Here is a 25510-nt window from a genome sequence, read left to right on the forward strand (position 1 = left end):
TCAGTTCAGGTAAGGGGACCAGGAAGGTTCTCTGACTTCGCCTTGAGCGGTAGGAAGCGGGAGCCTTACGCGTCCGTTAAGGGACACGAGCATCAAGACTCCCCGGCCCTGCTGGCGGGTGGCGTAGATTACCATGGTGCCGTTGGGCGCAACAGTAGGTGACTCATCAAGGTTGCTATCTGTAAGGATTTTTACACTTCCGCGGGCCAGATCCTGAGCCGCAACCTTGAAATTGGTGAAGCCTTCCTGGCGATGGATCATTACCAGGGTCTTTTCGTCAGCCGACAGTTTCGGATTGGCATTGTAGTTGCCCACGAACGTTACGCGAGTGGCACCACCACCATTAATGCTGGTTTTGTAGATCTGCGGTTTGCCGCCACGGTCAGACGTGAAGTAGATGGTCGAGCCATCCTTGCCGAAGAACGGTTCGGTATCGATCGAAGAATCGTTGGTGACTCGGCTCAGCTGACGGCTGGCCAGGTTGATCACGTAGATCTCCGGGTTACCGTCCTTGGACAGCACGAACGCCAGTTTGCTGCCATCCGGCGACCAGGCTGGTGCACCGTTCAGGCCTTCGAAGTTGGTGATCTGCTCACGGCGACCGGTATCGATATGCTGTACAAAAATACGCGGACGCTTCTGCTCGAACGAGACGTAAGCGATGCGTTTGCCATCCGGCGCAAAGCGTGGCGAAAGGATCGGCTCACGCGATTGCAGCAGGGTCACTGCACGTGCGCCATCGTAGTCGGAACGCTGCAAGGTGTAGCGAGTGTTGGTTTCGGAGAAACGCTCGGCAGTCACGTACAGCATACGGGTCGAGAACGCACCTTTAATACCTGTCAGCTTCTCGAACGACTGGTCGGAAATAAAGTGCGACATGTCGCGCAATTGATCAGTAGTCCCCGACACACTGCCAGTCAGCACTTGCTGCTCGGTAGCGACGTTGAACAGTGCGTACTGCACTTGCAGGCGACCACCAGCGGGCACGATGTTACCCACCATGACGTATTGGGCGCCCAGCGCTTTCCAGTCACGGAAGATCACTTCGCTGGCCTGGGCCGGCAGACTGATCATGTTCTGCTTCGGAATCGGCGAGTAGTAACCCGAGTTACGCAGGTCATTGCCGATGATTTCAGCCATGTCATCTGGCAGGACGTTACCGCCCTGCCAGCCGAATGGCACGACCGCAATCGGCGTGGCGCGGTCACTGCCACTGGTAACCAGAATGTTCTTCTCTTCTGCGTTGGCCATCCCGGCCACACAGCAGAGAACGACGAGCAGTCCTCTAAAAAGCTTGATCACAGGGCTAGATCTCCTGGAGTAAATGTCATCTTGAATGAGCGATAGGGCGCGAACTCAGCCGGCTTCAGACCCTGCATTTCTGTCAAACGCCCAATGTTCCTGACGGCAGCAACAGCAGAGCTGTCAAACGGCCCGTCACCACTGGACTTGGCAACTGTTACCGAAGAAATCGTCCCGTCGGGCAACATCTTGATCTGCAACTGTACAGACATGTTGTTGCGGGCAGACGGCGGACGACTCCAGCCTTCAGACGCGCGCAACCTGATCAGATCGTCGAAACTACCAGCAACCTGATCGCCCACCTCGTCGGCCAATGCCTGCTGTCGCTCCGGCTTGTCGGAAAGCAAGTCAGCCAGCGCCTGCGCTTTCTTGTCTTCGGCTGCCTTGCGTGCAGCTTCCTGAGCCTTCTTGGCAGCAGCATCTGCAGCAGCCTTTTTCTTGGCGTCTTCAGCGGCTTTCTTTTTCGCGTCCTCGGCAGCCTGCTTCTTGGCATCTTCGGCGGCCTGTTTCTTGGCCTCGTCCGCTGCCTTCTTCTTGGCTTCCTCGGCAGCTGCCTTCTTGGCATCTTCCTCGGCTTTTTTCTTCGCTTCTTCTTCAGCTTTTTTCTTGGCTATATCAGCCTGCTGTTTCTCTTCGGCCTTTTTCGCTTCGGCCGCTTTCTTGGCTTCATCAGCCGCCTTGCGCGCCTCTTCGGCTTTCTGTTCGGCAGCTTTCTGTTCAGCCGCCTTCTTGGCTTCTTCGGCGGCAGCAGCTTTCTGTTCTTCGGCTTTTTGAGCCTCATCGGCTTTCTTTTGTTCCGCCGCTTTTACAGCTTCCTGCTTCTGCTGCTCGATCTTTTTCTGTTCCAGCTGCTCGACTTCAGTCTGCCGTGCAGCGGTTCTTTTCGCCTCGCCAGCGATCTTCTGGTTAGTCTGGGTGGTTGCCTGACTCTTGGACTTGAGCTGATACAGCGTAGCCTGAACCACAGGCTTGGCTTCAGGCAGCTCAGGGGTCATGGCAAAACTGACAAAGAGCATGCCGAAAATCAGGATATGCAGGGCCACCGCCCAGACACTGGGCCAGAAGTAGCTTTCCGAGGCGGATGGCTCTCGAATTGGCTGCATCAGGGGGCCTCAGTAATCAGGCCGACATTGGCAATACCGGCTTTCTGCAGTCCACCCATGGTGACCATGACCGAACCGTAGTCCACCGCCTTGTCACCACGGATAAAGACCTGGGTCTGCTTGCCGGCATCACGCCCGGCCGCAATGATCTTGGTCACTGCACTGGTCAGCTGGGGCAAGGTCATCGCCTTGTCCATCTGCTTGTCGGTATCGACCTCGCTGCCCACATTCCAGTAATAGGTTTTGTCAGCCTTGATTGAAATGGTCAGGACCTGGTTGTTGTTGTCCTGCGGCAGGCTCTCACTGGAAACCTTGGGCAGGTCGACCTTGACGCCCTGGTTGATCATGGGCGCGGTGACCATGAAAATGACCAGCAGTACCAGCATCACGTCGATGTAAGGCACCACGTTCATTTCGGCGACCGGCCGGCGTTTGTTGCGACGATCTCGAGCGATCAAAGCCATGGGGAATTACCTGCTCACTCTTCGCTGGTATGCACTTTACGGTGCAGGATGGCCTGGAACTCGTCGGCAAAGGTGTAGTAACGGCCGATCAGAGTCTCGGTGCGCGCGGCGAAACGGTTGTAAGCCATAACGGCCGGGATGGCTGCAAACAGGCCGATGGCCGTTGCAATCAGAGCCTCGGCAATACCTGGCGCTACGGTGGCCAGTGTCGCTTGCTGGGCGGTGGCCAGACCCCGGAAGGAGTTCATGATCCCCCACACAGTACCGAACAGACCAATATAAGGACTGGTCGAGCCGACGGTTGCCAGAAACGGCAGGCCGGTTTCGAGCTTTTCTTCTTCGCGGGAAATGGCCACGCGCATCGCACGCGCTACGCCTTCCATCACCGCATCCGGGTCAACGCCCGGTTGCTGACGCAGACGGGAGAACTCCTTGAAGCCGGCACGGAAGATCTGCTCCACACCCGAATCCGGATCAGGGTTGCTGCCAGCCTGACGATACAGCTTGGACAGATCGATGCCCGACCAGAACCGCTCCTCGAAACTTTCCAGCGCACGCCGGCCGGCCCTGATCATGTTACTGCGCTGAAAAATCATTACCCATGAGGCAACCGAGGCAGCCACCAGGCTCAGCATGACCAACTGCACGACAATGCTGGCATTGCTGACCAAACTCCACATGGAGGTATGGTCGACGACGTTAGCAGCTTCCACGTTCTATCTCCTGCTCTGAATCTGAAGGTAAGCCCGCGCCACTGTGCTGCAAGGCAAAAGCCGCACGCAGCGTTTCTGGAATGGCCCGGGGTCTGAAACTATCGGCGCTGACACACGCCACCAGGAACTGCCCCTCGCAGAGCAGCGTTGCATCGGCCACTCGCGTGACCTGCTGGCGAAAACGCAGGCTGGCGCGGTTGAGTTCGATAACTTGCGCGGTGACCAACAGTTCGTCGTCCAGCCGCGCCGGCTTGTGGTAACGCGCCTCACTGGAATGCACGACAAACAACAGGTTCTCATCGGCCAGCGTGGACTGGTTGAACCCCAGTTGCCGCAGCTGCTCGGTGCGAGCCCGTTCCATGAATTTCAGGTAATTGACGTAGTAGACGACGCCGCCGGCATCGGTGTCTTCGTAATAGACGCGACAGCGATGTGCGAACGACTGAACCCCGTTTTGCGCGCGCATACTCTAGTGCTTACTCCTCGGGTTGCCAATCGGATGTAGCAACTGTTTTTCAAGGTTTGGCCCGCTAACGCAAGGCGCCTGCCCGAGAACAGCAATCCACCAGCTTGCAGCGCAGGCTAGTGCCGCTCCAGAGCCATTAGTCGGCATTATCATCTACAGGTTCCCCGGTAGCTGGCATTTCGCCCATTCGTGACGGAATATTCAGCCCGAAATGCAAATACGCATGGCGAGTGACGACTCGGCCCCGAGGGGTACGCATGATATACCCCTGCTGGATCAGGTAGGGCTCAAGTACATCTTCAATGGTATGGCGCTCTTCACTGATCGCGGCCGCAAGACTGTCGACCCCCACCGGACCACCGTCGAATTTCTCAATCATGGCCAGCAGCAAGCGGCGGTCCTGATGATCAAAACCATGCTCATCGACATCCAGCAGGTTCAAGGCCTGGTCCGCCGCCTGCCGAGTGATCTGGCCATTGCCGCGCACCTGCGCGAAATCGCGTACCCGGCGCAGCAGACGGTTGGCGATTCGCGGCGTACCGCGCGCCCGGCGGGCGATCTCAAAGGCGCCCTCAGGCTCGATGACCAGCCCGAGGATATTGGCCGAGCGCGCGACAATGGTCGACAGGTCGGCAATGTTGTAGAACTCCAGACGCTGCACGATTCCGAAGCGATCACGCAGTGGATTGGTCAGCATGCCGGCACGGGTGGTGGCACCAACCAGGGTGAAAGGCGGCAGGTCCAGCTTGATCGAACGGGCTGCCGGCCCCTCGCCAATCATGATGTCGAGCTGGAAGTCTTCCATCGCCGGATACAGCACTTCTTCGACAATCGGCGAAAGCCGGTGGATCTCGTCGATAAACAGTACATCGTTAGGTTCGAGGCTGGTCAGGATCGCTGCCAGGTCGCCAGGCCGCTCCAGCACCGGTCCGGAGGTACTCTTGATCGAGACCGCCATCTCCTGAGCAATGATATTGGCCAGCGTGGTCTTGCCAAGGCCGGGCGGACCGAAGATCAGGGTGTGGTCGAGGGACTCACTGCGCCCTCGCGCGGCCTGAATGAACAGTTCCATCTGCTCGCGCACGGTGGGCTGGCCAATGTAGTCGGCCAGGCTCAGCGGGCGAATGGCGCGGTCGAACTGCTCGTCCCGGTCGCGCCCCCCGCTGGCAGTTATCAGGCGATCGGCTTCTATCACTTACGCCATCCCCTTCAACGCACGACGAATGAGTTCGGCACTGTTCAAATTCTTTTCCTTGATCGCGGAAACGGCTTTGCTCGCTTCCTGAGGTTTGTAGCCCAGGGATATCAGCGCACTCATCGCATCGGACTCGGCACTGGCCACTGGCTCAAGCGCTTCGGGCCCATTGGAAACCAGGGTAAAGGCACCCGGCAAGACCTCCCAGGCCTTGAAGCGGTCCTTGAGCTCGACCAGCAGACGCTCGGCGGTTTTTTTGCCGACCCCCGGTATACGGGTCAGTGCCGAAGTGTCCTGGGCCTGAACACAACGCACCAGCTCATCGACATCCAGCCCCGACATGAGCGCCAAGGCCAGCTTGGGGCCTACACCGTTGAGCCGTATAAGCTCGCGAAACAGCTCACGCTCGCGCTTTTCGAAAAAGCCATACAGCAGGTGCGCGTCTTCACGCACCACCAGATGAGTGTGCAAGGTCACGGTCTCACCGGCATGAGGCAGCCGATAAAGCGTACTCATTGGCACCTCCAGCTCGTAGCCGACACCATTGACATCCAGCAGCAGATGCGGAGGCTGTTTCTCGATCAGGGCACCGCGTAAACGTCCTATCACCTGTCAAATCCTGTATTGCCTGTCGCCCAGGCGAAAAATGGACATAAAGCTTGCCGCAGGCAAGTGAAAAAATGCGAGCGAATGCTGCAATCAGAGCCGCAAGCGCCCGCCCCGACTGCGTGCAGCCCCCAGGCCATGAGCTATCAGGCTTGAACGGGTATGGGCATGACACAAGGCGATTGCCAAGGCATCGGAAGCGTCAATCTGCGGCTTGCTGGTCAACTTGAGCAGATGCATGACCATGATCATGACCTGTTCTTTGTTAGCCCCGCCGGTACCCGCCACTGCCTGCTTGACCTGAGTCGCCGTGTACTCGGCAATTTCCAGGCTCTCTTCGGCACCGGCCACAATCGCCGCTCCGCGCGCCTGCCCCAGCTTGAGCGCAGAATCGGCATTGCGCGCCATAAACACCTTCTCGATGCCCATGGTGACCGGCTCATAAGTACGAATCACCTCTCGCACACCGCGATAGACGATTTGCAGGCGCTCGTGCAATTGCCCCTCACCGGTACGGATGCAACCGGAGGCCACATAGATGCAACCACGGCCGGTATCGCGCACAACGCCATAACCGGTAATCCGGGAGCCTGGGTCGATACCTAAAATAAGAGTCATAACGCTTGCTGTCCGATCACGCTATCGATACCGCATAAAACAGAAACCGAAGGTGCACAGCGCGGCCGGAGCCGTCACTGCGCGCCTTCGGCGCTCTGGTGTTATCAGGATCAGCCGAGCTGTTCCATGATCTCGTCAGGGATTTCCGCGTTCGAATAGACGTTCTGCACGTCGTCGAGGTCTTCAAGCATGTCGATCAGCTTGAGAACCTTCTGTGCATTGTCCAGGTCCAGCACCGCACTGGTGCTTGGCAACAGCACGATTTCCGCATCACTACCCTTGAAGCCAGCAGCCTCCAGCGCATTACGCACCGCATAGAAACCGGCAAAAGAAGTAAACACATCGAAAGAGCCATCAGGATTACTGACCACGTCGTCAGCATCGGCCTCCATCGCCGCTTCCATCAGGGCATCTTCTTCGACACCGGCAGCGAAAGAAATCTGCCCCTTGCGATCAAACAGGTACGCAACCGAGCCGTCCGTGCCCAGATTGCCGCCACATTTGCTGAAAGCATGGCGCACTGCAGCAGCGGTACGGTTGCGGTTATCGGTCATGGCCTCGACCATGATCGCCACACCGCCAGGACCATAGCCTTCGTAGCTCAGTTCGACTACATCATCACCATCGACGGCGCCGACACCACGTGCCACGGCGCGATCAATGGTGTCGCGAGTCATGTTGGCACCCAGAGCCTTGTCCAGCGCCAGGCGCAAACGTGGGTTGGAAGCCGGGTCGCCGCCACCGGCACGGGCAGCGACAGTCAGCTCACGAATCCACTTGGTGAAGATCTTGCCTTTTTTGGCATCCTGACGCTCTTTGCGGTGCTTGATATTCGCCCACTTGGAATGACCTGCCATTTATTGCTCCGGTATCTCTCAGAAACACGATCGCCTCTCGCCCACACAAAGCAGGCGAAAGGCGCAATTGCATGACCTTGGCGCAAACTGCAAGGCGCGATCAAACGCCCTGCACTGCCTTATTCGGCTTTCTGTTGCTCGCGCAGGCGGATGTGCAGCTCACGCAGGGCTTTGGCATCCACCACACCCGGAGCCTGGGTCATGACGTCTGCAGCACTCTGGGTTTTCGGGAACGCGATGACTTCACGGATGGACTGGGCGCCGGTCATCAGCATCACCAGGCGATCCAGACCGAAGGCCAGACCACCGTGCGGTGGAGCACCGTACTTCAGTGCATCAAGCAGGAAGCCGAACTTCTCTTGCTGCTCGTCTTCGGCAATGCCCAGCAAACGGAATACCGCCTGTTGCATTTCCTTGCGGTGAATACGAATGGACCCGCCACCGAGTTCAGTACCGTTGAGCACCATGTCGTAGGCACGCGACAACGCGGCACCCGGATTGGCTTCCAGCTCTTCAGGGCTGCACTTTGGCGCCGTGAACGGGTGATGCAGCGCCGAGAACGAACCGTCATCGTTCTCTTCGAACATCGGGAAGTCGACAACCCACATCGGCGCCCATTCACAGGTGTGCAGATTCAGATCGTTACCAAGCTTGATCCGCAGCGCGCCAAGAGCCTCGCTGACAACCTTGAACTTGTCGGCACCGAAGAACACGATATCGCCATCGACCGCACCCACACGATCAAGGATCACATTGAGGTTAGCTTCAGGAATGAACTTGACGATCGGCGACTGCAGACCCTCGACACCCTTGGCGCGCTCGTTGACCTTGATGTAAGCCAGCCCCTTGGCGCCGTAGATACCGACGAACTTGGTGTAATCATCGATCTGGCTACGCGGCATGTTCGCAGCACCCGGAACGCGCAGCGCGGCAACACGCCCTTTCGGATCGTTGGCCGGACCGCTGAACACCTTGAAGTCGACCGCATTGAGCTGATCGGCAACGTCGACCAGTTCCAGCGGAATGCGCAAGTCAGGCTTGTCCGAACCGTAACGGCGCATGGCCTCTTCGAAAGGCATGTGCGGGAACTCGCCGAACTCGACGCCCAGCACTTCCTTGAACAGTTGACGAACCATTGTCTCGGTCAGACCAATGATGTCTTCTTCGTTCAAAAAGCTGGTTTCGATGTCGATCTGGGTGAATTCAGGCTGACGATCGGCACGCAGGTCTTCATCGCGGAAGCACTTGGCGATCTGGTAGTAACGATCAAAGCCCGCCACCATCAGCAGTTGCTTGAACAGCTGTGGCGACTGCGGCAGAGCGAAGAAACTGCCGGGGTGGGTACGGCTTGGCACCAGGTAGTCGCGAGCACCTTCCGGCGTAGCGCGCGTCAGGATCGGCGTCTCGACGTCCAGGAAGCCGTTGTCGTCCAGGTAACGACGGATGCTGCTGGTGATGCGCGAGCGCAGCCGCAGCTTCTCTGCCATTTCCGGGCGACGCAGGTCGATGAAACGATACCGCAGGCGGGTCTCTTCACCGACATCGGAGAATTCGTTGAGCGGGAACGGCGGCGTTTCCGACTCGTTCAGCACTTCCAGCTCATAGCCAAGGATTTCAATGGCGCCGGAAGCGATATTGGTGTTGGCAGCACCGGCCGGGCGGGCGCGCACCTTGCCAACGATCTTGACGACGAACTCGCTGCGGACCCGGTCGGCTGCGGCGAAGGTCTCGGCGCGATCAGGATCGAAGACCACTTGGGCCATACCTTCACGGTCACGGATATCGAGGAAGATCACTCCCCCGTGGTCACGACGACGATGGACCCATCCGCAAAGGGTAACTTCCTGACCTTCCAGACTCTCGTTCAGTTGGCCGCAATAGTGGCTGCGCATCATGATGGTGTATTCACTTCCCGTAATTCGAAATTCAGTGGAGGCTTCGTCCTCCCTGGCGTGGACCCAATAGTGCAAGAGCCTGGACGTGCAGTTCAAGCGGATCCGCCCACGCGCAGGCGTGCCAGTGGCAGACGGGGCAGTATATAGAGTTAATCGCAGCGTTGCAGCCGCACGCCCCGCGAATTACGGACAGCAGAACGGGGCTGCCCGAAGGCAGCCCCGCAGAATAGAGAGCCAGGGATACTCAAAGCCGGACTTGCGCCTTGAGCAGATGGGCTACGCACACGACCCGAATCAGACCACTGAAATTCTTGACCCCACCGTAACGCAGATGAACCTCCCGATCGATATTCGACAGCACGGCATTGATTGAACAGTTGTTCGACCGAGCAATCGTCGACAGGACATTCCAGTAGACATTTTCAAGCCGCAGGCAAGTCGCCAGGCCATTGAGCCTGACCGACTTGGAATGGGGCTGGGCCAGCGCCATGCTGAACCCTTCTATAAAGGGATCTTCGGACACCGCACCCAAGCCTCCTGGCTCACCGACCTCACGTTCAACATCTCGAACCATGATAATCATCACCTCTGAACAAGCATCTAAACGAACCTGAGAGAAACATTTAAAAATAAACAAATGCCTCGCTATAAAGCCCGAAACGAGAACGCTTATCCAGCAGGTCTGGCAAGCAAACCATGTAGGACATAACCACTACAACGCGAGGAATAGTCAATTCAACCGCGCTTACAGCAACAACTAACGGAGCGGGTAATAAATATATATATAGAAGCCCCCAGGAATTCTGTCAGTGAGTGGCACCGAAGCGCCACTCACCGGAGAACTCAGCGGGTTTCGAGCATCGAGCGCAGCATCCATGCTGTCTTTTCATGCACCTGCATACGCTGGGTCAGCAGGTCTGCGGTCGGCTCATCACTGACCTTGTCGAGCAGCGGAAAAATGCTCCGCGCAGTGCGGACCACGGCCTCTTGCCCCTGAACCAGGCTGCGGATCATGTCCTCGGCATGCGGCACACCCTCTTCTTCCTTGATGGAAGACAGACGCGCGTAGGTCGAGTAGGTGCCCGGCGCCGGAAAACCAAGCGCACGAATACGCTCAGCGATGGAGTCCACTGCCAGGGCCAGTTCGTTGTATTGCTCTTCGAACATCAGGTGCAGCGTGCGAAACATTGGCCCGCTGACGTTCCAGTGAAAGTTGTGCGTCTTGAGGTACAACACATAAGTATCCGCCAACAGATGGGAAAGTCCGTCAACGATCGACTTGCGATCCTCTTCACTGATGCCGATATCGATTGCCATGCTGCATATCCTTTTAGCGACGATGAAAATTCAACAGGCATTACTTTAGCAAGAGATGCCCTGCGAAGCAGCCCTATCGAGACCATAGAAAACCTTGATACGCCGCGGCCCTGAGAACACTGCAACCGCACAAGGGTTCCACCGGACCAACGGCAACCGGCTCACCTGAGCACTGATTTGAGTAGGTCAAGGCTTTGCTGTTAAATACACAGCCCGTGTATCACGCCTTCCTTATTTTTGAAGCGTACCGGGCGTTACCCGCTATTTCCTCGTGATCCATCCTGATGTGAGTTTTTTGACATGTTGAAAATCGTCCACCTGGTAACGGGAACAGCAGCCTTGCTGCTGTCACTCATACCCAGCCTGCGCAATGAAGCATTATTGTCCTACCTGCCACAGCCCGATGCGTTGTACCTGGCATTCTTCGGCCTGCTCAATCTGTTGATCGCACCGGTCATTCCCCACTGGAAAAAGGGCCCGCGCCGCAGCCTGCAAACCCTGGCCAGCATTCTGCTGGTCCTGGCAGTCGTCGCCCAGATCCTGGTCTTGCTGGTGCCACTGCCAAGCGTCGCCGGTCAGCCCGCCGTCGTGCTCGGGCTGGCAATCACCTTTTGTGCGATCATCCTGCATCTGGGCACCACCCTGCACAAGCGCTCCCCCACACCGGTGCCGCAAAGCCATGAACTTGGCCAGCGCGATACCGGCACGGTGAAGTGGTTCAACTCTTCAAAGGGCTTCGGTTTTATTTCCAGAGACTCAGGCGATGACATCTTCGTCCACTTCCGTGCGATTCGCGGAGAAGGTCACCGCGTCCTGGTCGAAGGCCAGCGTGTAGAGTTCTCGGTCATGAATCGTGACAAGGGCCTGCAGGCAGAAGATGTGGTAGCTGCCGCGCCACGCCGCTAATACCTGGCAACATGAAAAAAGCCGCGTGATACGCGGCTTTTTTCATTTAGTAATGAGGCGGTGGAGCCTCATCATCCAGACCATCGACCCGATGGCTCATTTCTTCCTGGCGCCTGGCGAGCAGCAAAAACTGCTGCTGCAAACGTTCCACGATTCGCTGCTGGCCTACCAGCTCATCATTGAGCGCCTGAATAGTATCGTCCTGAAATGCCAGCCTGCTCTCAAGCTCGGTGATCCGCGCCTCAAGGCTCATACGCTCGACTCCAGCCTGAAATCCTCTGGCAGCACAGGCCGCAGACGCTCAATCAGTGCAGCAACCTGCCTTGGCTCATAAGGCAGCGCCGTCAGCTTGCCCCATACCGGAGCAGGCCACGCCCCATCATCGCGCTTGCGCACGATCACATGCATATGTAACTGGCTGACGACGTTACCCAAAGTGGCAACGTTAAGCTTGTCGGCATTGAAGGTATCTTTAAGGATGGCCGCCAGAGCGGTGGTTTCCCGCCATAACTGCGCCTGGTCATCGGCATCGAGTTCAAAAACCTCGCTGATACCTGCGCGACGCGGCACCAGAATAAACCAGGGATAGCGAGCATCGTTGCTAAGCAGCAAGCGGCATAGAGGAAAATCCCCCAATGGCAGAGTGTCTTGCTGCAAACGTGAATCCAGAGCGAACACCATACGACTCCTGACGGGAGAACAAAAACATCACACAAGGCTGGCAGGATAACAAAAACCCGACACGACCGGCTCGCTCTCAACCCGGCGTGCAGAAACGCCAGCCCCGGCTAAGCTGTCGAGTCAGTCAAAGGACCGCTCGCCGCGTCTTCAGCACGATGAACCAGATTCTGACACTCGCACATGCAAACGCACCAAAACGAATCAAGAATGTGTATCTGGCATACCTCAATACCAGGATCTACCCAGAACCGGCGGCGTCCGGTAACACTTTTTGTCACGCCTGGCCGGATGGGCAGCGGCAAGCAAGAATGACGAGGCCACCGCTAAAAAATGGATTTTTTCCTTAATAAACAAGAATTTATTAACAAGTCAGAATGTAAAACCTGTGATTTTCACAAATTTTTTTCATTTTCTGGGAGTTTGAGCACGCTTGTTGCTTTAACACTCGCACGCCAATTTTGAGCTCAGTCGGCGGCACCCTGTACTTGGCAAGCATCTTGCTCAAGACAAAATAGAGAAAATAAAGTTCTTGTAAAAAAGCGACATTTTAAGCGACATACGTATCCTTTTCGACGACATTGACGTATACAGCATTTGCACCCTGACCGGCACAAACCAAAAATAGCCGGCATAACAAGAAAGAGCCGCCCCTAAAAAAAATACAGATGGGGCAGCGAAAACTTCTAAACCAAAGGAGCAATCACGATGAGAGTGATGAAGTGGAGCGCAATCGCACTGGCCGTTGCGGCGGCAGCCAGCACCCAACTGGCATCGGCTGCGCCGTTTGTCAGCGACCAAGCCGAAGCCAAGGGCTTCGTTGAAGGCAGTTCGCTGAACCTGAAAGCACGCAACTACTACTACAACCGCGACAAGAAAGCTGGCGCAGTTGACGACAAAGACTGGACTCAGGGTTTCTGGGGTATCTACAACTCCGGCTACACTCAAGGCACTGTCGGTGTCGGTGTTGACGCCTTTGGTTACCTCGGCTTCAACCTCGACGGCAGCGACAAGTACTCCGGCTCCGGCAACCTGCAGACCGACAGTCAAGGCCGCAACTCCGACAGCTTCGGCAAAGCCGGTGCCGCCGCCAAATTCCGCATTTCCAAAACCGAGCTGAAAATCGGCGACATGCAGCCTAGCAGCCCGGTATTCGCAGTTGGCGGCTCTCGCCTGCTGCCACAGACCGCCACCGGTATCAGCCTGCAAAGCAGCGAAATCAAGGGCTTGGATCTGGAAGCCGGTCACTTCACTTCGACCACCAGCCAGGATGAAACCAACCGTAGCGGCGAAATCTTCGCCAACTACGCTGGCGTGAGTGCCAAATCTGCCGATTTCGTCGGCGGCAAGTACTCGATTACCGACAACCTCGGTGTAGCCCTGTACGGCGCCAAGCTTGAAGACATCTGGAACCAGTACTACGCCAACGTGAACTACGCCCTGCCACTGGGCGGCGATCAGTCCCTGGCATTCGACGCCAACCTGTATCGCACCGTTGACGAAGGCTCGGCCAAGGCCGGCTCGATCAGCAACACGGCCTTCTCCGGCTCGGTCGCTTACTCGTTCATGGCAGCTCACACCCTGACTGTAGCCCTGCAGAAAATCAACGGTGACACACCGTTCGACTACATCGGCACCGGCAACAACAACCGTGGCGGCGACTCGATCTTCCTCAACAACTCGATCCAGTACTCCGACTTCAACGGCCCGAACGAGAAATCTGCCCAGATCCGCTACGATCTGAACATGGCACCTTACGGGGTTCCAGGCCTGAGCTTCATGACCCGCTACATCAAAGGCTGGGACATCGACGGCAGCAACGCTCCAACCAATGGCCCTTACGGCTATTACGGCGCAGACGGCAAACACCACGAAACCAACTTCGAAGCCAAATACGTACTGCAGTCCGGCCCGGCCAAGGATCTGTCGTTCCGTATCCGTCAAGCATGGCACCGCGCCAATGCTGACCAGGGCGAAGGTGATGTTAACGAGTTCCGCCTGATCGTCGACTACCCGATCTCGATTCTGTAACCAGAATCCTGCACCGTGTAGCACTGGAAGCCCGGCGATTGCCGGGCTTCTTCTTTATATAGCCTTTGCACTGAAGGGCACCTCCCCGGCCATAGCCTGTACTCGACACGCCTGTGGCCGTACAATGCCGAGTCATTTTCAGTCCCAAGCAACCGATAACGGCTAATCATGCGCACCAGTCAATTTTTGCTCGCCACACAGAAAGAAACCCCTTCCGATGCGGTCGTGGTCAGCCATCAGCTGCTGCTGCGTGCCGGCATGATTCGCAAACTGGCTTCGGGCCTCTATACCTGGCTGCCGATGGGCCTGCGCGTACTGCGCAAGGTCGAGGCGATCGTGCGTGAAGAAATGGACGCCGCCGGCGCCCTGGAAATCCTGATGCCGGGCATCCAGCCTGCCGAGCTTTGGCAAGAATCCGGACGCTGGGAGCAATACGGTCCCGAGCTGATGCGCCTGGTCGACCGCCATGCACGCGATTTCTGCCTGGGCCCAACCCACGAAGAAGTGATCACTGATCTGGCCCGCAACGAGCTCAACAGCTACAAGCAGTTGCCGATCAACATGTACCAGATCCAGACCAAATTCCGCGACGAGATCCGTCCGCGCTTCGGCCTGATGCGCGGCCGCGAGTTCGTCATGAAAGACGCCTACTCGTTCCACGCCGACCAGGCTTCGCTGCAGCAGACCTACGATCGCATGCATCAGGCCTACACCAATGTATTCACCCGCCTGGGCCTGAAATTCCGTCCGGTGGAAGCCGACAACGGCTCCATTGGCGGCGCAGGCTCCCACGAGTTCCATGTGCTGGCCGATTCCGGTGAAGACGACATCGTTTTCAGCAACGGCTCCGACTATGCGGCCAACATCGAAAAAGCCGAAGCACTGCCGCAAGAAAAGAGCCGCCCTGCGCCGACCGAAGAGCTGCGCCTGATCGACACCCCGAATGCCAAGACCATTGCGCAACTGGTCGAAGGCTTCAACCTGCCGATCGAAAAGACCGTCAAAACCCTGGTCGTGCGCGCAGCCGAAGAAGGCAAGCTGATCGCGCTGATCATCCGCGGCGACCACGAACTCAACGAAATCAAGGCCGCCAAGCTTGAACAGGTCGCCAGCCCACTGACCATGGCCACCGAAGCCGAACTGCGTGACGCCATCGGTGCCGGCGCCGGTTCGCTCGGCCCGCTGAACCTGCCACTGCCGTGCATCATCGACCGTTCGGTCGAGCTGATGAGCGACTTTGGCGTCGGCGCCAACATCGACGACAAGCACTACTTTGGCGTCAACTGGGAACGTGACCTGCCCGTACCTCAGGTTGCCGACCTGCGCAACGTGGTCAGCGGCGACCCAAGCCCCGACGGCAATGGTGTACTGGAAATCAAACGCGGTATCGAAGTCGGCCATATCTTCCAGCTCGGCACCAAGTACAGCGAAGCCATGAAGTGCCAGGTACTGGGTGAGAACGGCAAGCCGATCGACCTGACCATGGGCTGCTACGGCATCGGTGTTTCTCGCGTGGTGGCGGCCGCCATCGAGCAGAACAACGACGAGAACGGCATTATCTGGAACGACACCCTGACCCCGTTCCACATCGCGCTGGTTCCTTTGCGCTATGAAACCGATGCCGTACGCGAAGCCACTGACAAACTGTATGCCGAGCTGACTGCTGCAGGCTTCGAGGTTCTGCTCGACGACCGCGACAAGAAGACCAGCCCAGGCATCAAGTTCGCCGATATGGAACTGATCGGCATTCCGCACCGCATCGTGGTCAGCGACCGCAGCCTGGCCGAAGGCAACATCGAGTACAAGAGCCGGACCGAGTCGCAACCACAAGCACTGGCCCTGGCCGACGTGCTGTCGTTCATTCAGGCTCGCATCAAGCGCTGATTCAGCGGCGCACCCGCAACCTGCGGGTGCGCCGTTTCAGTTCTTGAGCGCCCAACCTACCCAGAGACCTCATGTTCAAGCGAAGCCCCCTGAGCCTCGGCGGTGCCGCCCTGTGCGGCACCCTGCTTGTCAGCGGCTGTGCCAATCAGCTGTCACAACGCAGCGAGCACGAAGAACGCGTCGAGCGCAAACTCCTCGAACACACCCTGCAAATCGACATCGGCGAGCCCAAGACCCTGGAGCTGCCGCAGCGTCGCATCCGCATTCACGAACACAAGTCGTTTGAAGTCACCGAGTATGAAGTGACCCGCCATTACGACCGCTACACACCCTATCAACCCTGGCGCGAAATCTACGAGATTCCGCTTGGCGCGGTTGCAGTAGTAGCCGGCGCAGGCGCCAACGTGGTGAACATTTTTGCCCTTGGCAACCTGCCCGACAGCGTCACCCACGACTGGATCAACTACGGCGTGGCGGGTCTGAACCCGTTCATGAACGCCCCGTCTCACGGGCGCGCCGAGCAAAACCTGGCCAGCATTGACGAAGTCCAGCAAGACAAACGCATCGAAAATTCGACACTGCCATGGAATGAACGCCCGGTCCTGATCAAGGCCGGCGCCACCACCCATGAGCTGAGCACAGACCGCAATGGCGTGCTGCGCCTGAACCTGCTCGACAGCCCGTTCGCCGAGCAGGACTTGCGTCAGGTCACCCGCCTGTACATCAGCGTGGAAGATGATCAGGACAATGCCCGCGCCAGCGACAGCCTGCCTGTCAGCCGTAATTTGCGTGGCAAGCTGCTCGAAGCTCACGGCTTGATCTACGACGATCTGGAAGATGACGAAGTCAGCCAGTGGGTTCACAGGGTCAAGCGGCTGGCCGAACTGGGTCTGGACGAACAGGCCAGCGAACTCGAACAGAGCCTGCTGGAACTGACCCGCAATGACCAGGAACTGCAGAACGAACTGATCAAGTCACTGGCAAAAGATGCAGGTCGTCTGGTTGCACCGACTGCGGCAGAGGAATAAACGCTAGAAAAGCTCAAGCTGCTCATGTGCGCCACGCAGATCCTGCAGGCGCACGCCTATTCCGAGCAACCGGACCGGCCTGTCGCCCCGGGCAAATGCCTGACTCAGCAACTGCTGATAACTGGCCAGATCCCTTCCCGCCCCCGCCTGCTCCAGGGTGGTCTGGGCGAAATCATGAAACTTGACCTTCACGAACGGTTTGCCGGGCCGGTAATGGCTATCCAGGCGTGCCAGGCGCTTCTCCAGCGACTCCATCAGCTCGGGCAGTTTTGCGACACAACTGGCCAGATCAGGCAAATCGGTGTCGTAGGTGTTTTCGACGCTGACCGACTGGCGCCGACTGTCATTCTGCACCGGCCGCTCGTCGATGCCCCGCGCCAGATTCCACAACCGCTCGCCAAAGCTGCCGAACTCACGAACCAGCGCCAGCTTCTGCCAGCCGGCCAGGTCCGCACAACTGACAATCCCCAGACGCCCCAACTTGTCGGCGGTCACCTTGCCGACACCATGCAGCTTGTTGACCGGCAAACCAGTGACAAACGCCTCGACCAGCTCAGGGGTAATGACAAATATCCCGTTGGGCTTTTTCCAGTCACTGGCAATCTTGGCCAGGAACTTGTTGGGCGCTACCCCGGCCGAGACCGTGATATGCAATTGGCTGGAGACCCGACGGCGAATGTCCTGGGCAATGCGCGTCGCACTGCCGGCGAAGCGACTGGACCCGGAGACATCCAGATAGGCCTCATCCAGCGAGAGCGGCTCGATCAGGTCGGTATAGTCGCGAAAGATCGTATGAATTTCCCGGGATGCTTCTTTATAAGCATCCATACGCGGTTTGACGATGGTCAGATCCGGGCAAAGTTTTAACGCATGGTGGGAAGACATGGCTGAGCGCACACCGAAAGCTCGCGCCTCGTAATTACAAGTCGCAATCACCCCGCGCCGATCCGCAGAGCCTCCCACCGCCAACGGAATACCCGCAAGCTTCGGGTTGTCGCGCATCTCGATGGCTGCGTAAAAGCAGTCACAGTCGATATGGATGATCTTACGCTGCGCCATGTCCTGCGATCAGTGAACTTCAGATGGGCAGTATCGCATCACCCTGCGCAGCTGACACGCCTGAACACGGCAAGGCACTTAAAAAGTCGGCTGATCTGAGTCAACCGACTGACCAAACCCGCCGCCGGTCAGACAAACGATCACTAACTGATTGAAGAAAAAGCACTTTTTTGAATTATGCGCTTGACAGAAAATTATCATTCTGTAGACTCTCCATCCACAGGCGCGGGATGGAGCAGCCTGGTAGCTCGTCGGGCTCATAACCCGAAGGTCGTCGGTTCAAATCCGGCTCCCGCAACCAGATATACGAAAAGGCCACTTGAAAAAGTGGCCTTTTTTGTTGCTTTATTTTTAAAAGCAATACTGTTCGATCAGGCGCTTTATGCCCCCGGTGGGAGCGACCTTGGTCGCGAAGAGGCCAGCAAAGTCACTGCATATGCTGTGATCTTACTGGCCTCTTCGCGAGCAGAGCTCGCTCCCACCCGGTCCGCAGCGTTTATCTGAACAGCATTGTCTTTCAAAGACATATCCCTACTTCTTCGACTATTTTATTGACACACTCTTTTTTATCTGTAGAATGCGCAACCTCAGACGCGGGATGGAGCAGCCTGGTAGCTCGTCGGGCTCATAACCCGAAGGTCGTCGGTTCAAATCCGGCTCCCGCAACCAGATACACGAAAAAGGCCACTTGAAAAAGTGGCCTTTTTTTGTGCACCGTTTTTATCTGCGCCACTGCTTACAACCTGTTATTTTCACTTCACGCTTGACACAAACTTATTAATCCGTACAATGCCGCCTCACAGACGCGGGATGGAGCAGCCTGGTAGCTCGTCGGGCTCATAACCCGAAGGTCGTCGGTTCAAATCCGGCTCCCGCAACCAGATACACAGAAAAGGCCACTTGAAAAAGTGGCCTTTTTTGCGTCTGCACGAAAGCTTTTCCAGCCACCAGAAGCATTCACGCAAGTCGTTGATAAAAAACTCTTTAGCCTGACTGCCAGGAACCCCCTATTATCCTTCCCCGTAACCGGATGTGTCGGCAACACCAGTTTTTTGCTGCCCTGCCGACACCTTTATGACTAGTCTCAAAATGCAACGATCTCAACCGGCTATCAGTAATGGCACGCGCCCACTCATCGTCTTGCGATCATTGTGATAAAGAGCCAGTCTGAATCGCTGCTGAACAGTTGCGCCCTGCTCCATTGGCCAGTCGCTCGCCAGTCGCTGACGCGCTAACATCTCGACATACTTTTGCGTAGGGATCGGTAACTTGGTTGTAGACCTCAATCCTGTCGCGCGCACTCCAGGAAGTGAATGATGCGCGATCATCCGTCAGAGCCCCTCGAAGCCGTTACGGCGACCCAACCGATACAACCTGTGCGCCTGCAATGGCTGGAGCGCCTGAGCAAGTATCGCCAGCCCATAGGGCTGGCAGTCATGCTGGTGCTGTTTGGCATGGCTTTGATCGCCTGCCGGCACATGTTGATCGAAATGGATTTCTTTGCCCTGCGCGACGCACTGTACGCCGTCCCGCTCCCGGCGCTGGGCGGCGCTCTGCTGGCAGCGATCATCGGCTACGTGATTCTCATGGGCTATGAACTCTCAGCCAGCCGGTACGCGGGCGTCAACCTGCCAACCCGCACCCTCTTGCTGGGTGGTTTCACCTCATTCGCGATTGGCAACGCGGTTGGCCTGTCGATGCTATCCGGCGGCTCGGTGCGTTACCGCCTGTATTCACGCCATGGTATCGGCGCCATCGAAATTGCCCGCATGACCGTGTTCGCCAGCCTGTCGCTGGGTTGCGCACTGCCGCCACTGGCCGCCATTGCGACACTGAGTAACCTGTCTGGCGCATCGCTGGCGTTGAAGCTGCCCGTCGACGTGCTGGCCAGTGTGGCCATCGCGGTACTGGCTGGCAGCCTGATCCTGGCTATCGCGGTCTATCGTCGGCGCCTGCCGGAACAAGACGTGCCCCACGTGCTGCTGGTGCGCGCCGGGCGGCGCTCGCTACGTCTGCCAGACCTGCGCCTGACCCTGGCTCAACTGGTGATTACCGCACTGGACGTCGTTGCAGCAGCATTGGTGCTGTACCTGCTCCTGCCACAGTCACCGCCCTTGGGCGCGTTCATTCTGGTTTATCTGCTGGCCCTGGCGGCTGGCGTGCTCAGCCATGTACCAGGCGGCGTCGGAGTGTTCGAAGCCGTCCTGCTGGCGGCGTTCGCCAATGAACTGGGCGCCGCACCACTGGCCGCCGCCCTGCTGCTCTATCGCTTGATCTACGTGGTCCTGCCACTGCTGCTGGCGTGCCTGACGCTGCTGTTCACCGAAGCCAAGCGCCTGCTGTTTGCCCAACAGGCGCTGCGGGTTGCCTCCGGGCTGGGCGCACCGGTCCTGGCATTGCTGGTGTTTCTCTCTGGGGTCGTATTGCTGTTCTCCGGTGCCACCCCAGAGATCGACACCCGCCTGGAAAATGTCGGGTTCATGATTCCGCATCGCCTGATCAATGCCTCTCACTTTGGTGCCAGCCTGATCGGCGTGCTCTGCCTGCTGTTGGCCCAAGGACTGCGGCGGCGCCTGTCAGCGGCGTGGATGCTCACCGTGATCCTGCTGGTGACAGGTGCAGTGCTGTCGATGCTCAAGGGCTTTGACTGGGAAGAAGCCAGTCTGCTGCTGCTGACCGCCGTGCTGTTGATCGCTTTCCGGCGCTCGTTCTACCGTCCCAGCCGCTTGCTGGAACTGCCGTTCTCTGCGCTGTATGTGATTGCCAGTACCTGCGTAGTAGGTGCGTCGATCTGGCTGCTGCTGTTTGCCTACCAGGACGTGCCTTATAGCCATCAACTGTGGTGGCAGTTCACCCTGGACGCCGACGCCCCGCGCGGCCTGCGCTCGGCGCTGGGCAGCGCGGTATTGCTGCTGGTGGTGTCCCTGACCTGGCTACTGCGCACCGCCCGCCCCGGCATCAAACTGCCTGACGCCCAGGAACTGGACAAAGCCGCCGCGATCCTCAAGGCCTCCAACCAGCCCGACGGCGGCCTGGCGCTGACCGGCGACAAAGCCATTCTGTTCCACCCGGACAACAACGCCTTCCTGATGTATTCGCATCGCGGGCGCAGCCTGGTGGCCTTGTATGACCCGATCGGCCCGGCCCAGCAGCGCGCCGAAATGATCTGGCAGTTCCGCGACCTGTGCGACGTACACCACGCAAGGCCAGTGTTCTATCAGGTTCGCGCCGAAAACCTGCCCTACTACATGGATATTGGCCTGACCGCGATCAAGCTCGGTGAAGAAGCACGGGTTGATTTGCGGCGCTTTGACATCGACGCCAAGGGCAAGGAGATGAAAGACCTGCGTTATACCTGGAACCGCGGCAGCCGTGACGGCCTGACCCTGGAGATCCACGAACGCGGGCAGGCTCCGCTGGACGAGCTCAAGGTGATTTCCGATGCCTGGCTCAGCGGCAAGAATGTGCGCGAAAAAGGCTTCTCGCTCGGACGCTTCACCCCCGAGTACCTGCAGTATTTCCGCATCGCCATCATCCGCTTTCAAGGCAAGCCGGTGGCCTTCGCCAACTTGCTGGAGACTTCCAGCCTGGAGCTGTCCAGCCTTGATCTGATGCGCGCCCACCCCGACGCACCGAAGTCCACCATGGAGTTCATGATGATCGGCCTGATCCAGCACTATAAAGCCGAAGGCTATGCCCGCTTCAGCCTGGGCATGGTGCCATTGTCGGGCCTGCAACCAAGGCGCGGCGCGCCGCTGACTCAACGCCTGGGTTCGATGGTGTTTCGTCGTGGCGAACAGCTGTACAACTTCCAGGGGCTACGCCGCTTCAAGGACAAATTCCAGCCTGACTGGGAACCGCGCTACATGGCCGTACCGGCCGGACTCGATCCGCTGGTGGCCCTGGCAGACACCGCCGCCCTGATTGCAGGCGGCCTGACTGGATTGGTGAAACGCTGATGATTCGACGTGTATTACGCTATGTACTGATAATACTGGCGCTGGTTCTGCTTGCCGCATTGGGTACATGGTTCTGGCACCGCCCCGCTACACCGGCCACCGTCGAGCACGCCTCTCTTGAGGATGGCTCGGCTATCACCCTGGTAACCCCGGCCAGCCGGGTCAAGGCCCGCATTGCTCTGGCAGTCAACAGCAAAGACAAACTCAGCGACAAGCAACTGCAGGCACTGGGCACTGACGCCGCCGCCAGCATCATTCAGGTAGAACTGCCTGCCGATGACTGTGTGCTGCAAAGCCAGGTGTTCAGTAACGCTTTGCAGAAACTGGACGGCCCGGCCACCGTCGTCGGGGGCATCGGCCACGGTGCCACCCTGGCCTGGCGCTGGCTGGCTGCCCAGACCGACGACAAGGCCCAGGCAATTTCGGTGGGCTTTGCCCTGCAGCATGTCTCCAATCCGCCACCGGAACTTGAAGAAGGCGACATCCCGCCGCAGATCTGCGACGAGCCACTGCCGCAAAAAGCCCCGCATGGCAAATGGCTGGCAGCCTTCAACGACGCCCCGGATGACCCGAGTGCGGCGTTTGTACGCGACCAGCCCAATGCCGAGACCAGCATCAGCGACTACGACATCCCCCTGAGCCAAGTGCTCAATACCGAGCTGCGTCATGCCCTGCTTGGTGAAAATGACGCCGGCGGCCTGGGCGTGCCCACCGTTGAGGTACCAGCCAGCCAGAGCAGCGATACCGTGACCCTGTTCCTGTCCGGTGACGGCGGCTGGCGCGATCTGGACAAGGTTATCGCTGGTGATATGGCCAAGGTCGGTTACCCGGTGGTGGGCATCGATGTGCTGCGCTACTTCTGGGAGCGCAAGTCACCGGAACAGATCGCCACAGACCTGACCGAACTGATGAATCACTACCGGCAGAAATGGGGCGCCAAGCGCTTTATCCTGGCGGGCTATTCATTTGGCGCCGACGTGTTGCCAGCGGCGTATAACCGCATGGCACCGGAAGATCAGGAGCGCGTCGATGGCATGATCCTGCTGGCCCTGGCGCGCAGTGGCAACTTCGAGATTCACGTCGATGGCTGGCTGGGTAATGCCGGCACCGAGGCCAGGACCGGACCGGAGGTTGCCAAATTGCCGGCAGCCAAAGTGCTGTGTGTCTACGGTGCCGAGGAGAAGAAGGACAGCGGCTGCACCGATACCAGCATCGTCGGCGAGGTGCTGGAACTGCCGGGCGGGCATCACTTTGATGAGAACTATCCGGCACTGGCCAAGCGACTGATGCGCAAAATCGATCAGTGGCAAGGCAAGGTGCCTGCGAACGCTCAATAAGCCGCCAGCTTGGTAAAAAAAGCCCCGCCACCTTCCGGTCGCGGGGCTTTTTTGCGGTCTAGATTTCGACCTGGGTCCCGAGTTCGATCACCCGGTTGTATGGCAACTTGAAGAACCGCAGGTTGCCGTTGGCATTCTTGAGCATGAAGGCGAACAGCGCTTCGCGCCAACGGGCCATGCCGACAATTTTCGAGGGGATCACGGTCTCCCGACTCAGGAAATAGGTGGTGCGCATCGGGCTGAAGTCCAGATCCTCAAGATGACACAGAGCCAGGGCCTGAGGCACGTCCGGTTCGTCAATGAAGCCAAAGTGCAGGATCACCCGATAGAAACCCTCACCATAAGCTTCAACTTCGAAACGCTCACTGGCCGGTACTCGCGGACGATCTTCATAGACGACTGTCAGTAACACCACCTGTTCGTGCAGCACCTGGTTGTGCAGCATGTTATGCAGCAACGCATGCGGCACAGCATCAGAGCGCGCGGTCAGGAATACCGCCGTACCCTGTACCCGGTGTGGCGGTTGCACACGAATACTGCCGATAAAGATCGGCAGCGGCAGACCCGCCTCGTCAATGCGCTCGGACAACAACTGCCGGCCGCGCTTCCAGGTGGTCATCAGGATGAACAGTACCGCACCGGCCAGCACCGGGAAGGCGCCGCCCTGGACGATCTTCGGCACGTTGGCAGCAAAAAACAGACCGTCGACCAGCAACAGGCCGACGAGTAGCGGCACCGCCAACAGCGGCGGCCACTTCCACAGCAGCAGCATCACTGCCGCCACCAGGAACGTGGTGCACAGCATGGTTCCGGTCACCGCCACACCGTAGGCCGAGGCCAGCGCGCCGGACGACTCAAACCCCAACACCAGCAGGATCACGCCGACCATCAGCGCCCAGTTCACCGCACCGATGTAGATCTGCCCTTGGGCGTCACTGGAGGTGTGTTGAATGAACATGCGCGGGATGTACCCGAGCTGAATGGCCTGCAGGGTCATGGAGAAGGCCCCGGAAATCACCGCTTGGGAAGCAATGATGGTCGCCAGGGTCGAGAGCGCGATCAGCGGCAACAGCGCCCAGCCCGGTGCCAGCAGATAGAAGGGGTTGCGCACTGCTTCAGGGTGTTCCAGCACCAATGCGCCTTGACCGAAATAGTTAAGCAGCAGCGCCGGCAGCACCAGGATGAACCAGGCCCGGGAAATCGGCTTGCGGCCAAAGTGGCCCATGTCGGCATACAACGCCTCGGCACCGGTCAGCGCCAGCACCACAGCGCCCAGAATCGCCACGCCGATGCCAGGATGGACGATAAAGAACCGCACCGCCCAGACCGGGTTAACCGCCTTGAGCACCTCGGGCGTATGCACGATGCCATAGATGCCCAGTGCCGCCAGCACCAGAAACCAGGTCACCATCACCGGCCCGAACAGCACCCCGATTCGCGCCGTACCGTGTTTCTGGATCAGGAACAGCCCCACCAGCACCACCAGCGCCATGGGCACGATCCAGCGCTCCAGCCCCTCGAAGGCCAGTTCCAGCCCCTCCATGGCCGACAGCACCGACACCGCCGGGGTGATCATGCTGTCGCCATAGAACAGCGCTGCACCGAACAGGCCAAAGGCAATCATCACCATCTGCAAGCGCGGGTACTGCGTCGTAGCCCGCCGCGCCAGCGCGGTCAGGGCCATGATCCCGCCCTCACCCTGGTTATCGGCACGCAGCACAAACACCATGTACTTGAACGACACGACCCAGATCAGCGACCAGAAGATCAACGACAAGACGCCGAGAATCGCATCATGGGTGACCTCCACCCCATACCCCCCCTGAAACACTTCCTTGAGCGTGTACAACGGACTGGTACCGATATCCCCGTACACCACCCCGACCGCCGCGACCAGCAGACTCAAGGGCTTGGCGGCACTTCCTGTTCCGGCCTGACTACTTGCATGACTCATCGAACACTCCCGAAGCCGGAACCTGAGATCCAAAACAGAATTAACAACAAGAAACAATTGAGTTTGCACGGTTTATTGACATTCGCCGTACGCAACGGCGCGAAGCATAGCGCAGCACTCGTCTTATTTCTCTTCTAA

22 protein-coding genes and 3 tRNA genes are annotated in these 25510 nt (G+C 58.3%); 9 read left to right on the forward strand and 16 right to left on the reverse strand.

The features are described from left to right. From tolB to NJC38_RS13850, 12 genes are all read right to left on the reverse strand, one after another. Positions 1 to 1251 (reverse strand): Tol-Pal system beta propeller repeat protein TolB, encoded by a 1251-nt coding sequence (gene tolB / locus NJC38_RS13795; protein ID WP_231906435.1) that lies wholly within the window; start codon positions 1249 to 1251, stop codon positions 1 to 3. A 47-nt stretch (positions 1252 to 1298) separates the two neighbouring features. Further along, positions 1299 to 2405, reverse strand: a complete 1107-nt coding sequence (tolA, locus tag NJC38_RS13800; RefSeq protein ID WP_045488965.1) for a cell envelope integrity protein TolA — start codon at positions 2403 to 2405, stop codon at positions 1299 to 1301. Next, positions 2405 to 2860 (reverse strand): protein TolR, encoded by a 456-nt coding sequence (gene tolR / locus NJC38_RS13805; protein WP_173426719.1) that lies wholly within the window; start codon positions 2858 to 2860, stop codon positions 2405 to 2407. Before tolR ends, tolA begins: the two co-directional genes overlap by 1 nt. Positions 2861 to 2883: 23 nt before the next feature. Continuing rightward, positions 2884 to 3549: a protein TolQ gene (gene tolQ / locus NJC38_RS13810; protein ID WP_045494459.1), complete on the reverse strand. Its 666-nt coding sequence runs from the start codon at positions 3547 to 3549 to the stop codon at positions 2884 to 2886. 19 nt (positions 3550 to 3568) lie between these two features. Then, on the reverse strand, positions 3569 to 4048 hold the full coding sequence (ybgC, locus tag NJC38_RS13815) for a tol-pal system-associated acyl-CoA thioesterase (protein WP_045488960.1): 480 nt from the start codon (positions 4046 to 4048) through the stop codon (positions 3569 to 3571). A gap of 136 nt (positions 4049 to 4184) precedes the next feature. After that, a complete protein-coding gene (gene ruvB / locus NJC38_RS13820) occupies positions 4185 to 5243 on the reverse strand; it encodes a Holliday junction branch migration DNA helicase RuvB (RefSeq protein ID WP_045488957.1) in 1059 nt (352 codons plus the stop codon). Then, entirely contained in the window at positions 5244 to 5852 is a 609-nt protein-coding gene (gene ruvA / locus NJC38_RS13825) for a Holliday junction branch migration protein RuvA (RefSeq protein ID WP_045488954.1), read from the reverse strand. Between the two features lie 90 nt (positions 5853 to 5942). After that, positions 5943 to 6467: a crossover junction endodeoxyribonuclease RuvC gene (gene ruvC, locus NJC38_RS13830; protein WP_045488951.1), complete on the reverse strand. Its 525-nt coding sequence runs from the start codon at positions 6465 to 6467 to the stop codon at positions 5943 to 5945. A gap of 110 nt (positions 6468 to 6577) precedes the next feature. Beyond that, positions 6578 to 7324 carry a YebC/PmpR family DNA-binding transcriptional regulator gene (locus NJC38_RS13835; RefSeq protein ID WP_045488949.1) on the reverse strand — a complete coding sequence of 249 codons (747 nt, stop codon included), beginning with the start codon at positions 7322 to 7324 and terminating at the stop codon, positions 6578 to 6580. A 119-nt stretch (positions 7325 to 7443) separates the two neighbouring features. After that, the gene (gene aspS / locus NJC38_RS13840; protein ID WP_045488948.1) at positions 7444 to 9219 is read right to left on the reverse strand and encodes an aspartate--tRNA ligase; all 1776 of its coding nucleotides are present in this window, start codon (positions 9217 to 9219) and stop codon (positions 7444 to 7446) included. A 244-nt stretch (positions 9220 to 9463) separates the two neighbouring features. Continuing rightward, the gene (locus NJC38_RS13845) at positions 9464 to 9793 is read right to left on the reverse strand and encodes a ribbon-helix-helix domain-containing protein (RefSeq protein WP_144403265.1); all 330 of its coding nucleotides are present in this window, start codon (positions 9791 to 9793) and stop codon (positions 9464 to 9466) included. A gap of 269 nt (positions 9794 to 10062) precedes the next feature. Then, on the reverse strand, positions 10063 to 10536 hold the full coding sequence (locus NJC38_RS13850) for a Dps family protein (RefSeq protein WP_045488947.1): 474 nt from the start codon (positions 10534 to 10536) through the stop codon (positions 10063 to 10065). Between the two features lie 300 nt (positions 10537 to 10836). On the opposite strand from NJC38_RS13850, the gene NJC38_RS29040 reads away from it, so the two are divergent. Beyond that, positions 10837 to 11442 (forward strand): cold-shock protein, encoded by a 606-nt coding sequence (locus NJC38_RS29040; RefSeq protein ID WP_045488945.1) that lies wholly within the window; start codon positions 10837 to 10839, stop codon positions 11440 to 11442. Between the two features lie 46 nt (positions 11443 to 11488). Here the strand turns inward: NJC38_RS29040 and NJC38_RS13860 are convergent, their stop codons facing one another. Then, on the reverse strand, positions 11489 to 11695 hold the full coding sequence (locus NJC38_RS13860; RefSeq protein WP_045488941.1) for a SlyX family protein: 207 nt from the start codon (positions 11693 to 11695) through the stop codon (positions 11489 to 11491). Further along, positions 11692 to 12120, reverse strand: a complete 429-nt coding sequence (locus tag NJC38_RS13865) for an HIT domain-containing protein (protein ID WP_045494454.1) — start codon at positions 12118 to 12120, stop codon at positions 11692 to 11694. Before NJC38_RS13865 ends, NJC38_RS13860 begins: the two co-directional genes overlap by 4 nt. Positions 12121 to 12828: 708 nt before the next feature. Here NJC38_RS13865 and NJC38_RS13870 point away from each other — a divergent pair. The 3 genes from NJC38_RS13870 to NJC38_RS13880 all read left to right on the forward strand — a co-directional run bounded on the left by NJC38_RS13870 (position 12829) and on the right by NJC38_RS13880 (position 17063). After that, positions 12829 to 14151, forward strand: coding sequence for an OprD family porin (locus NJC38_RS13870; RefSeq protein WP_045488938.1), 1323 nt, complete (start codon positions 12829 to 12831; stop codon positions 14149 to 14151). A gap of 168 nt (positions 14152 to 14319) precedes the next feature. Continuing rightward, positions 14320 to 16035, forward strand: a complete 1716-nt coding sequence (locus NJC38_RS13875; RefSeq protein WP_253115184.1) for a proline--tRNA ligase — start codon at positions 14320 to 14322, stop codon at positions 16033 to 16035. A gap of 71 nt (positions 16036 to 16106) precedes the next feature. After that, on the forward strand, positions 16107 to 17063 hold the full coding sequence (locus NJC38_RS13880; RefSeq protein WP_253115185.1) for a hypothetical protein: 957 nt from the start codon (positions 16107 to 16109) through the stop codon (positions 17061 to 17063). Between the two features lie 3 nt (positions 17064 to 17066). Here NJC38_RS13880 and dinB read toward each other — a convergent pair whose 3' ends face one another. After that, positions 17067 to 18122, reverse strand: coding sequence for a DNA polymerase IV (gene dinB, locus NJC38_RS13885; protein ID WP_253115186.1), 1056 nt, complete (start codon positions 18120 to 18122; stop codon positions 17067 to 17069). A 224-nt stretch (positions 18123 to 18346) separates the two neighbouring features. On the opposite strand from dinB, the gene NJC38_RS13890 reads away from it, so the two are divergent. From NJC38_RS13890 to NJC38_RS13910, 5 genes are all read left to right on the forward strand, one after another. Next, positions 18347 to 18423: transfer RNA gene (locus NJC38_RS13890), tRNA-Met, on the forward strand. A 291-nt stretch (positions 18424 to 18714) separates the two neighbouring features. Continuing rightward, a tRNA-Met gene (locus NJC38_RS13895) sits at positions 18715 to 18791 on the forward strand. Positions 18792 to 18926: 135 nt separating this feature from the next. Beyond that, a tRNA-Met gene (locus NJC38_RS13900) sits at positions 18927 to 19003 on the forward strand. 435 nt (positions 19004 to 19438) lie between these two features. Continuing rightward, the gene (gene mprF / locus NJC38_RS13905) at positions 19439 to 22081 is read left to right on the forward strand and encodes a bifunctional lysylphosphatidylglycerol flippase/synthetase MprF (protein WP_253115187.1); all 2643 of its coding nucleotides are present in this window, start codon (positions 19439 to 19441) and stop codon (positions 22079 to 22081) included. Continuing rightward, positions 22081 to 23418, forward strand: coding sequence for an AcvB/VirJ family lysyl-phosphatidylglycerol hydrolase (locus NJC38_RS13910; protein WP_045488925.1), 1338 nt, complete (start codon positions 22081 to 22083; stop codon positions 23416 to 23418). The genes mprF and NJC38_RS13910 overlap by 1 nt, the downstream gene beginning before the upstream one ends. A 58-nt stretch (positions 23419 to 23476) precedes the next feature. Here the strand turns inward: NJC38_RS13910 and NJC38_RS13915 are convergent, their stop codons facing one another. Next, positions 23477 to 25372 carry a potassium transporter Kup gene (locus tag NJC38_RS13915; RefSeq protein WP_045488922.1) on the reverse strand — a complete coding sequence of 632 codons (1896 nt, stop codon included), beginning with the start codon at positions 25370 to 25372 and terminating at the stop codon, positions 23477 to 23479. Positions 25373 to 25510: the final 138 nt, after the last annotated feature.

The sequence above is a fragment of the Pseudomonas sp. 21LCFQ010 genome (assembly GCF_024129905.1).
Taxonomy (GTDB): domain Bacteria; phylum Pseudomonadota; class Gammaproteobacteria; order Pseudomonadales; family Pseudomonadaceae; genus Aquipseudomonas.

Bases quoted from the DNA above. Each gene is read 5' to 3' on its own strand.
- NJC38_RS13915 (WP_045488922.1), bottom strand. From the start codon at position 25,372: ATGAGTCATGCAAGTAGTCAGGCCGGAACAGGAAGTGCCGCCAAGCCC.
- NJC38_RS13845 (WP_144403265.1), bottom strand. From the start codon at position 9,793: ATGGTTCGAGATGTTGAACGTGAGGTCGGTGAGCCAGGAGGCTTGGGT.
- mprF (WP_253115187.1), top strand. From the start codon at position 19,439: ATGCGCGATCATCCGTCAGAGCCCCTCGAAGCCGTTACGGCGACCCAA.
- aspS (WP_045488948.1), bottom strand. From the start codon at position 9,219: ATGATGCGCAGCCACTATTGCGGCCAACTGAACGAGAGTCTGGAAGGT.
- NJC38_RS13835 (WP_045488949.1), bottom strand. From the start codon at position 7,324: ATGGCAGGTCATTCCAAGTGGGCGAATATCAAGCACCGCAAAGAGCGT.
- tolB (WP_231906435.1), bottom strand. From the start codon at position 1,251: ATGGCCAACGCAGAAGAGAAGAACATTCTGGTTACCAGTGGCAGTGAC.
- NJC38_RS13880 (WP_253115185.1), top strand. From the start codon at position 16,107: ATGTTCAAGCGAAGCCCCCTGAGCCTCGGCGGTGCCGCCCTGTGCGGC.
- NJC38_RS13875 (WP_253115184.1), top strand. From the start codon at position 14,320: ATGCGCACCAGTCAATTTTTGCTCGCCACACAGAAAGAAACCCCTTCC.
- NJC38_RS13850 (WP_045488947.1), bottom strand. From the start codon at position 10,536: ATGGCAATCGATATCGGCATCAGTGAAGAGGATCGCAAGTCGATCGTT.
- NJC38_RS13910 (WP_045488925.1), top strand. From the start codon at position 22,081: ATGATTCGACGTGTATTACGCTATGTACTGATAATACTGGCGCTGGTT.
- dinB (WP_253115186.1), bottom strand. From the start codon at position 18,122: ATGGCGCAGCGTAAGATCATCCATATCGACTGTGACTGCTTTTACGCA.
- NJC38_RS29040 (WP_045488945.1), top strand. From the start codon at position 10,837: ATGTTGAAAATCGTCCACCTGGTAACGGGAACAGCAGCCTTGCTGCTG.
- tolA (WP_045488965.1), bottom strand. From the start codon at position 2,405: ATGCAGCCAATTCGAGAGCCATCCGCCTCGGAAAGCTACTTCTGGCCC.
- ruvC (WP_045488951.1), bottom strand. From the start codon at position 6,467: ATGACTCTTATTTTAGGTATCGACCCAGGCTCCCGGATTACCGGTTAT.
- ybgC (WP_045488960.1), bottom strand. From the start codon at position 4,048: ATGCGCGCGCAAAACGGGGTTCAGTCGTTCGCACATCGCTGTCGCGTC.
- tolQ (WP_045494459.1), bottom strand. From the start codon at position 3,549: ATGTGGAGTTTGGTCAGCAATGCCAGCATTGTCGTGCAGTTGGTCATG.
- NJC38_RS13860 (WP_045488941.1), bottom strand. From the start codon at position 11,695: ATGAGCCTTGAGGCGCGGATCACCGAGCTTGAGAGCAGGCTGGCATTT.
- NJC38_RS13870 (WP_045488938.1), top strand. From the start codon at position 12,829: ATGAGAGTGATGAAGTGGAGCGCAATCGCACTGGCCGTTGCGGCGGCA.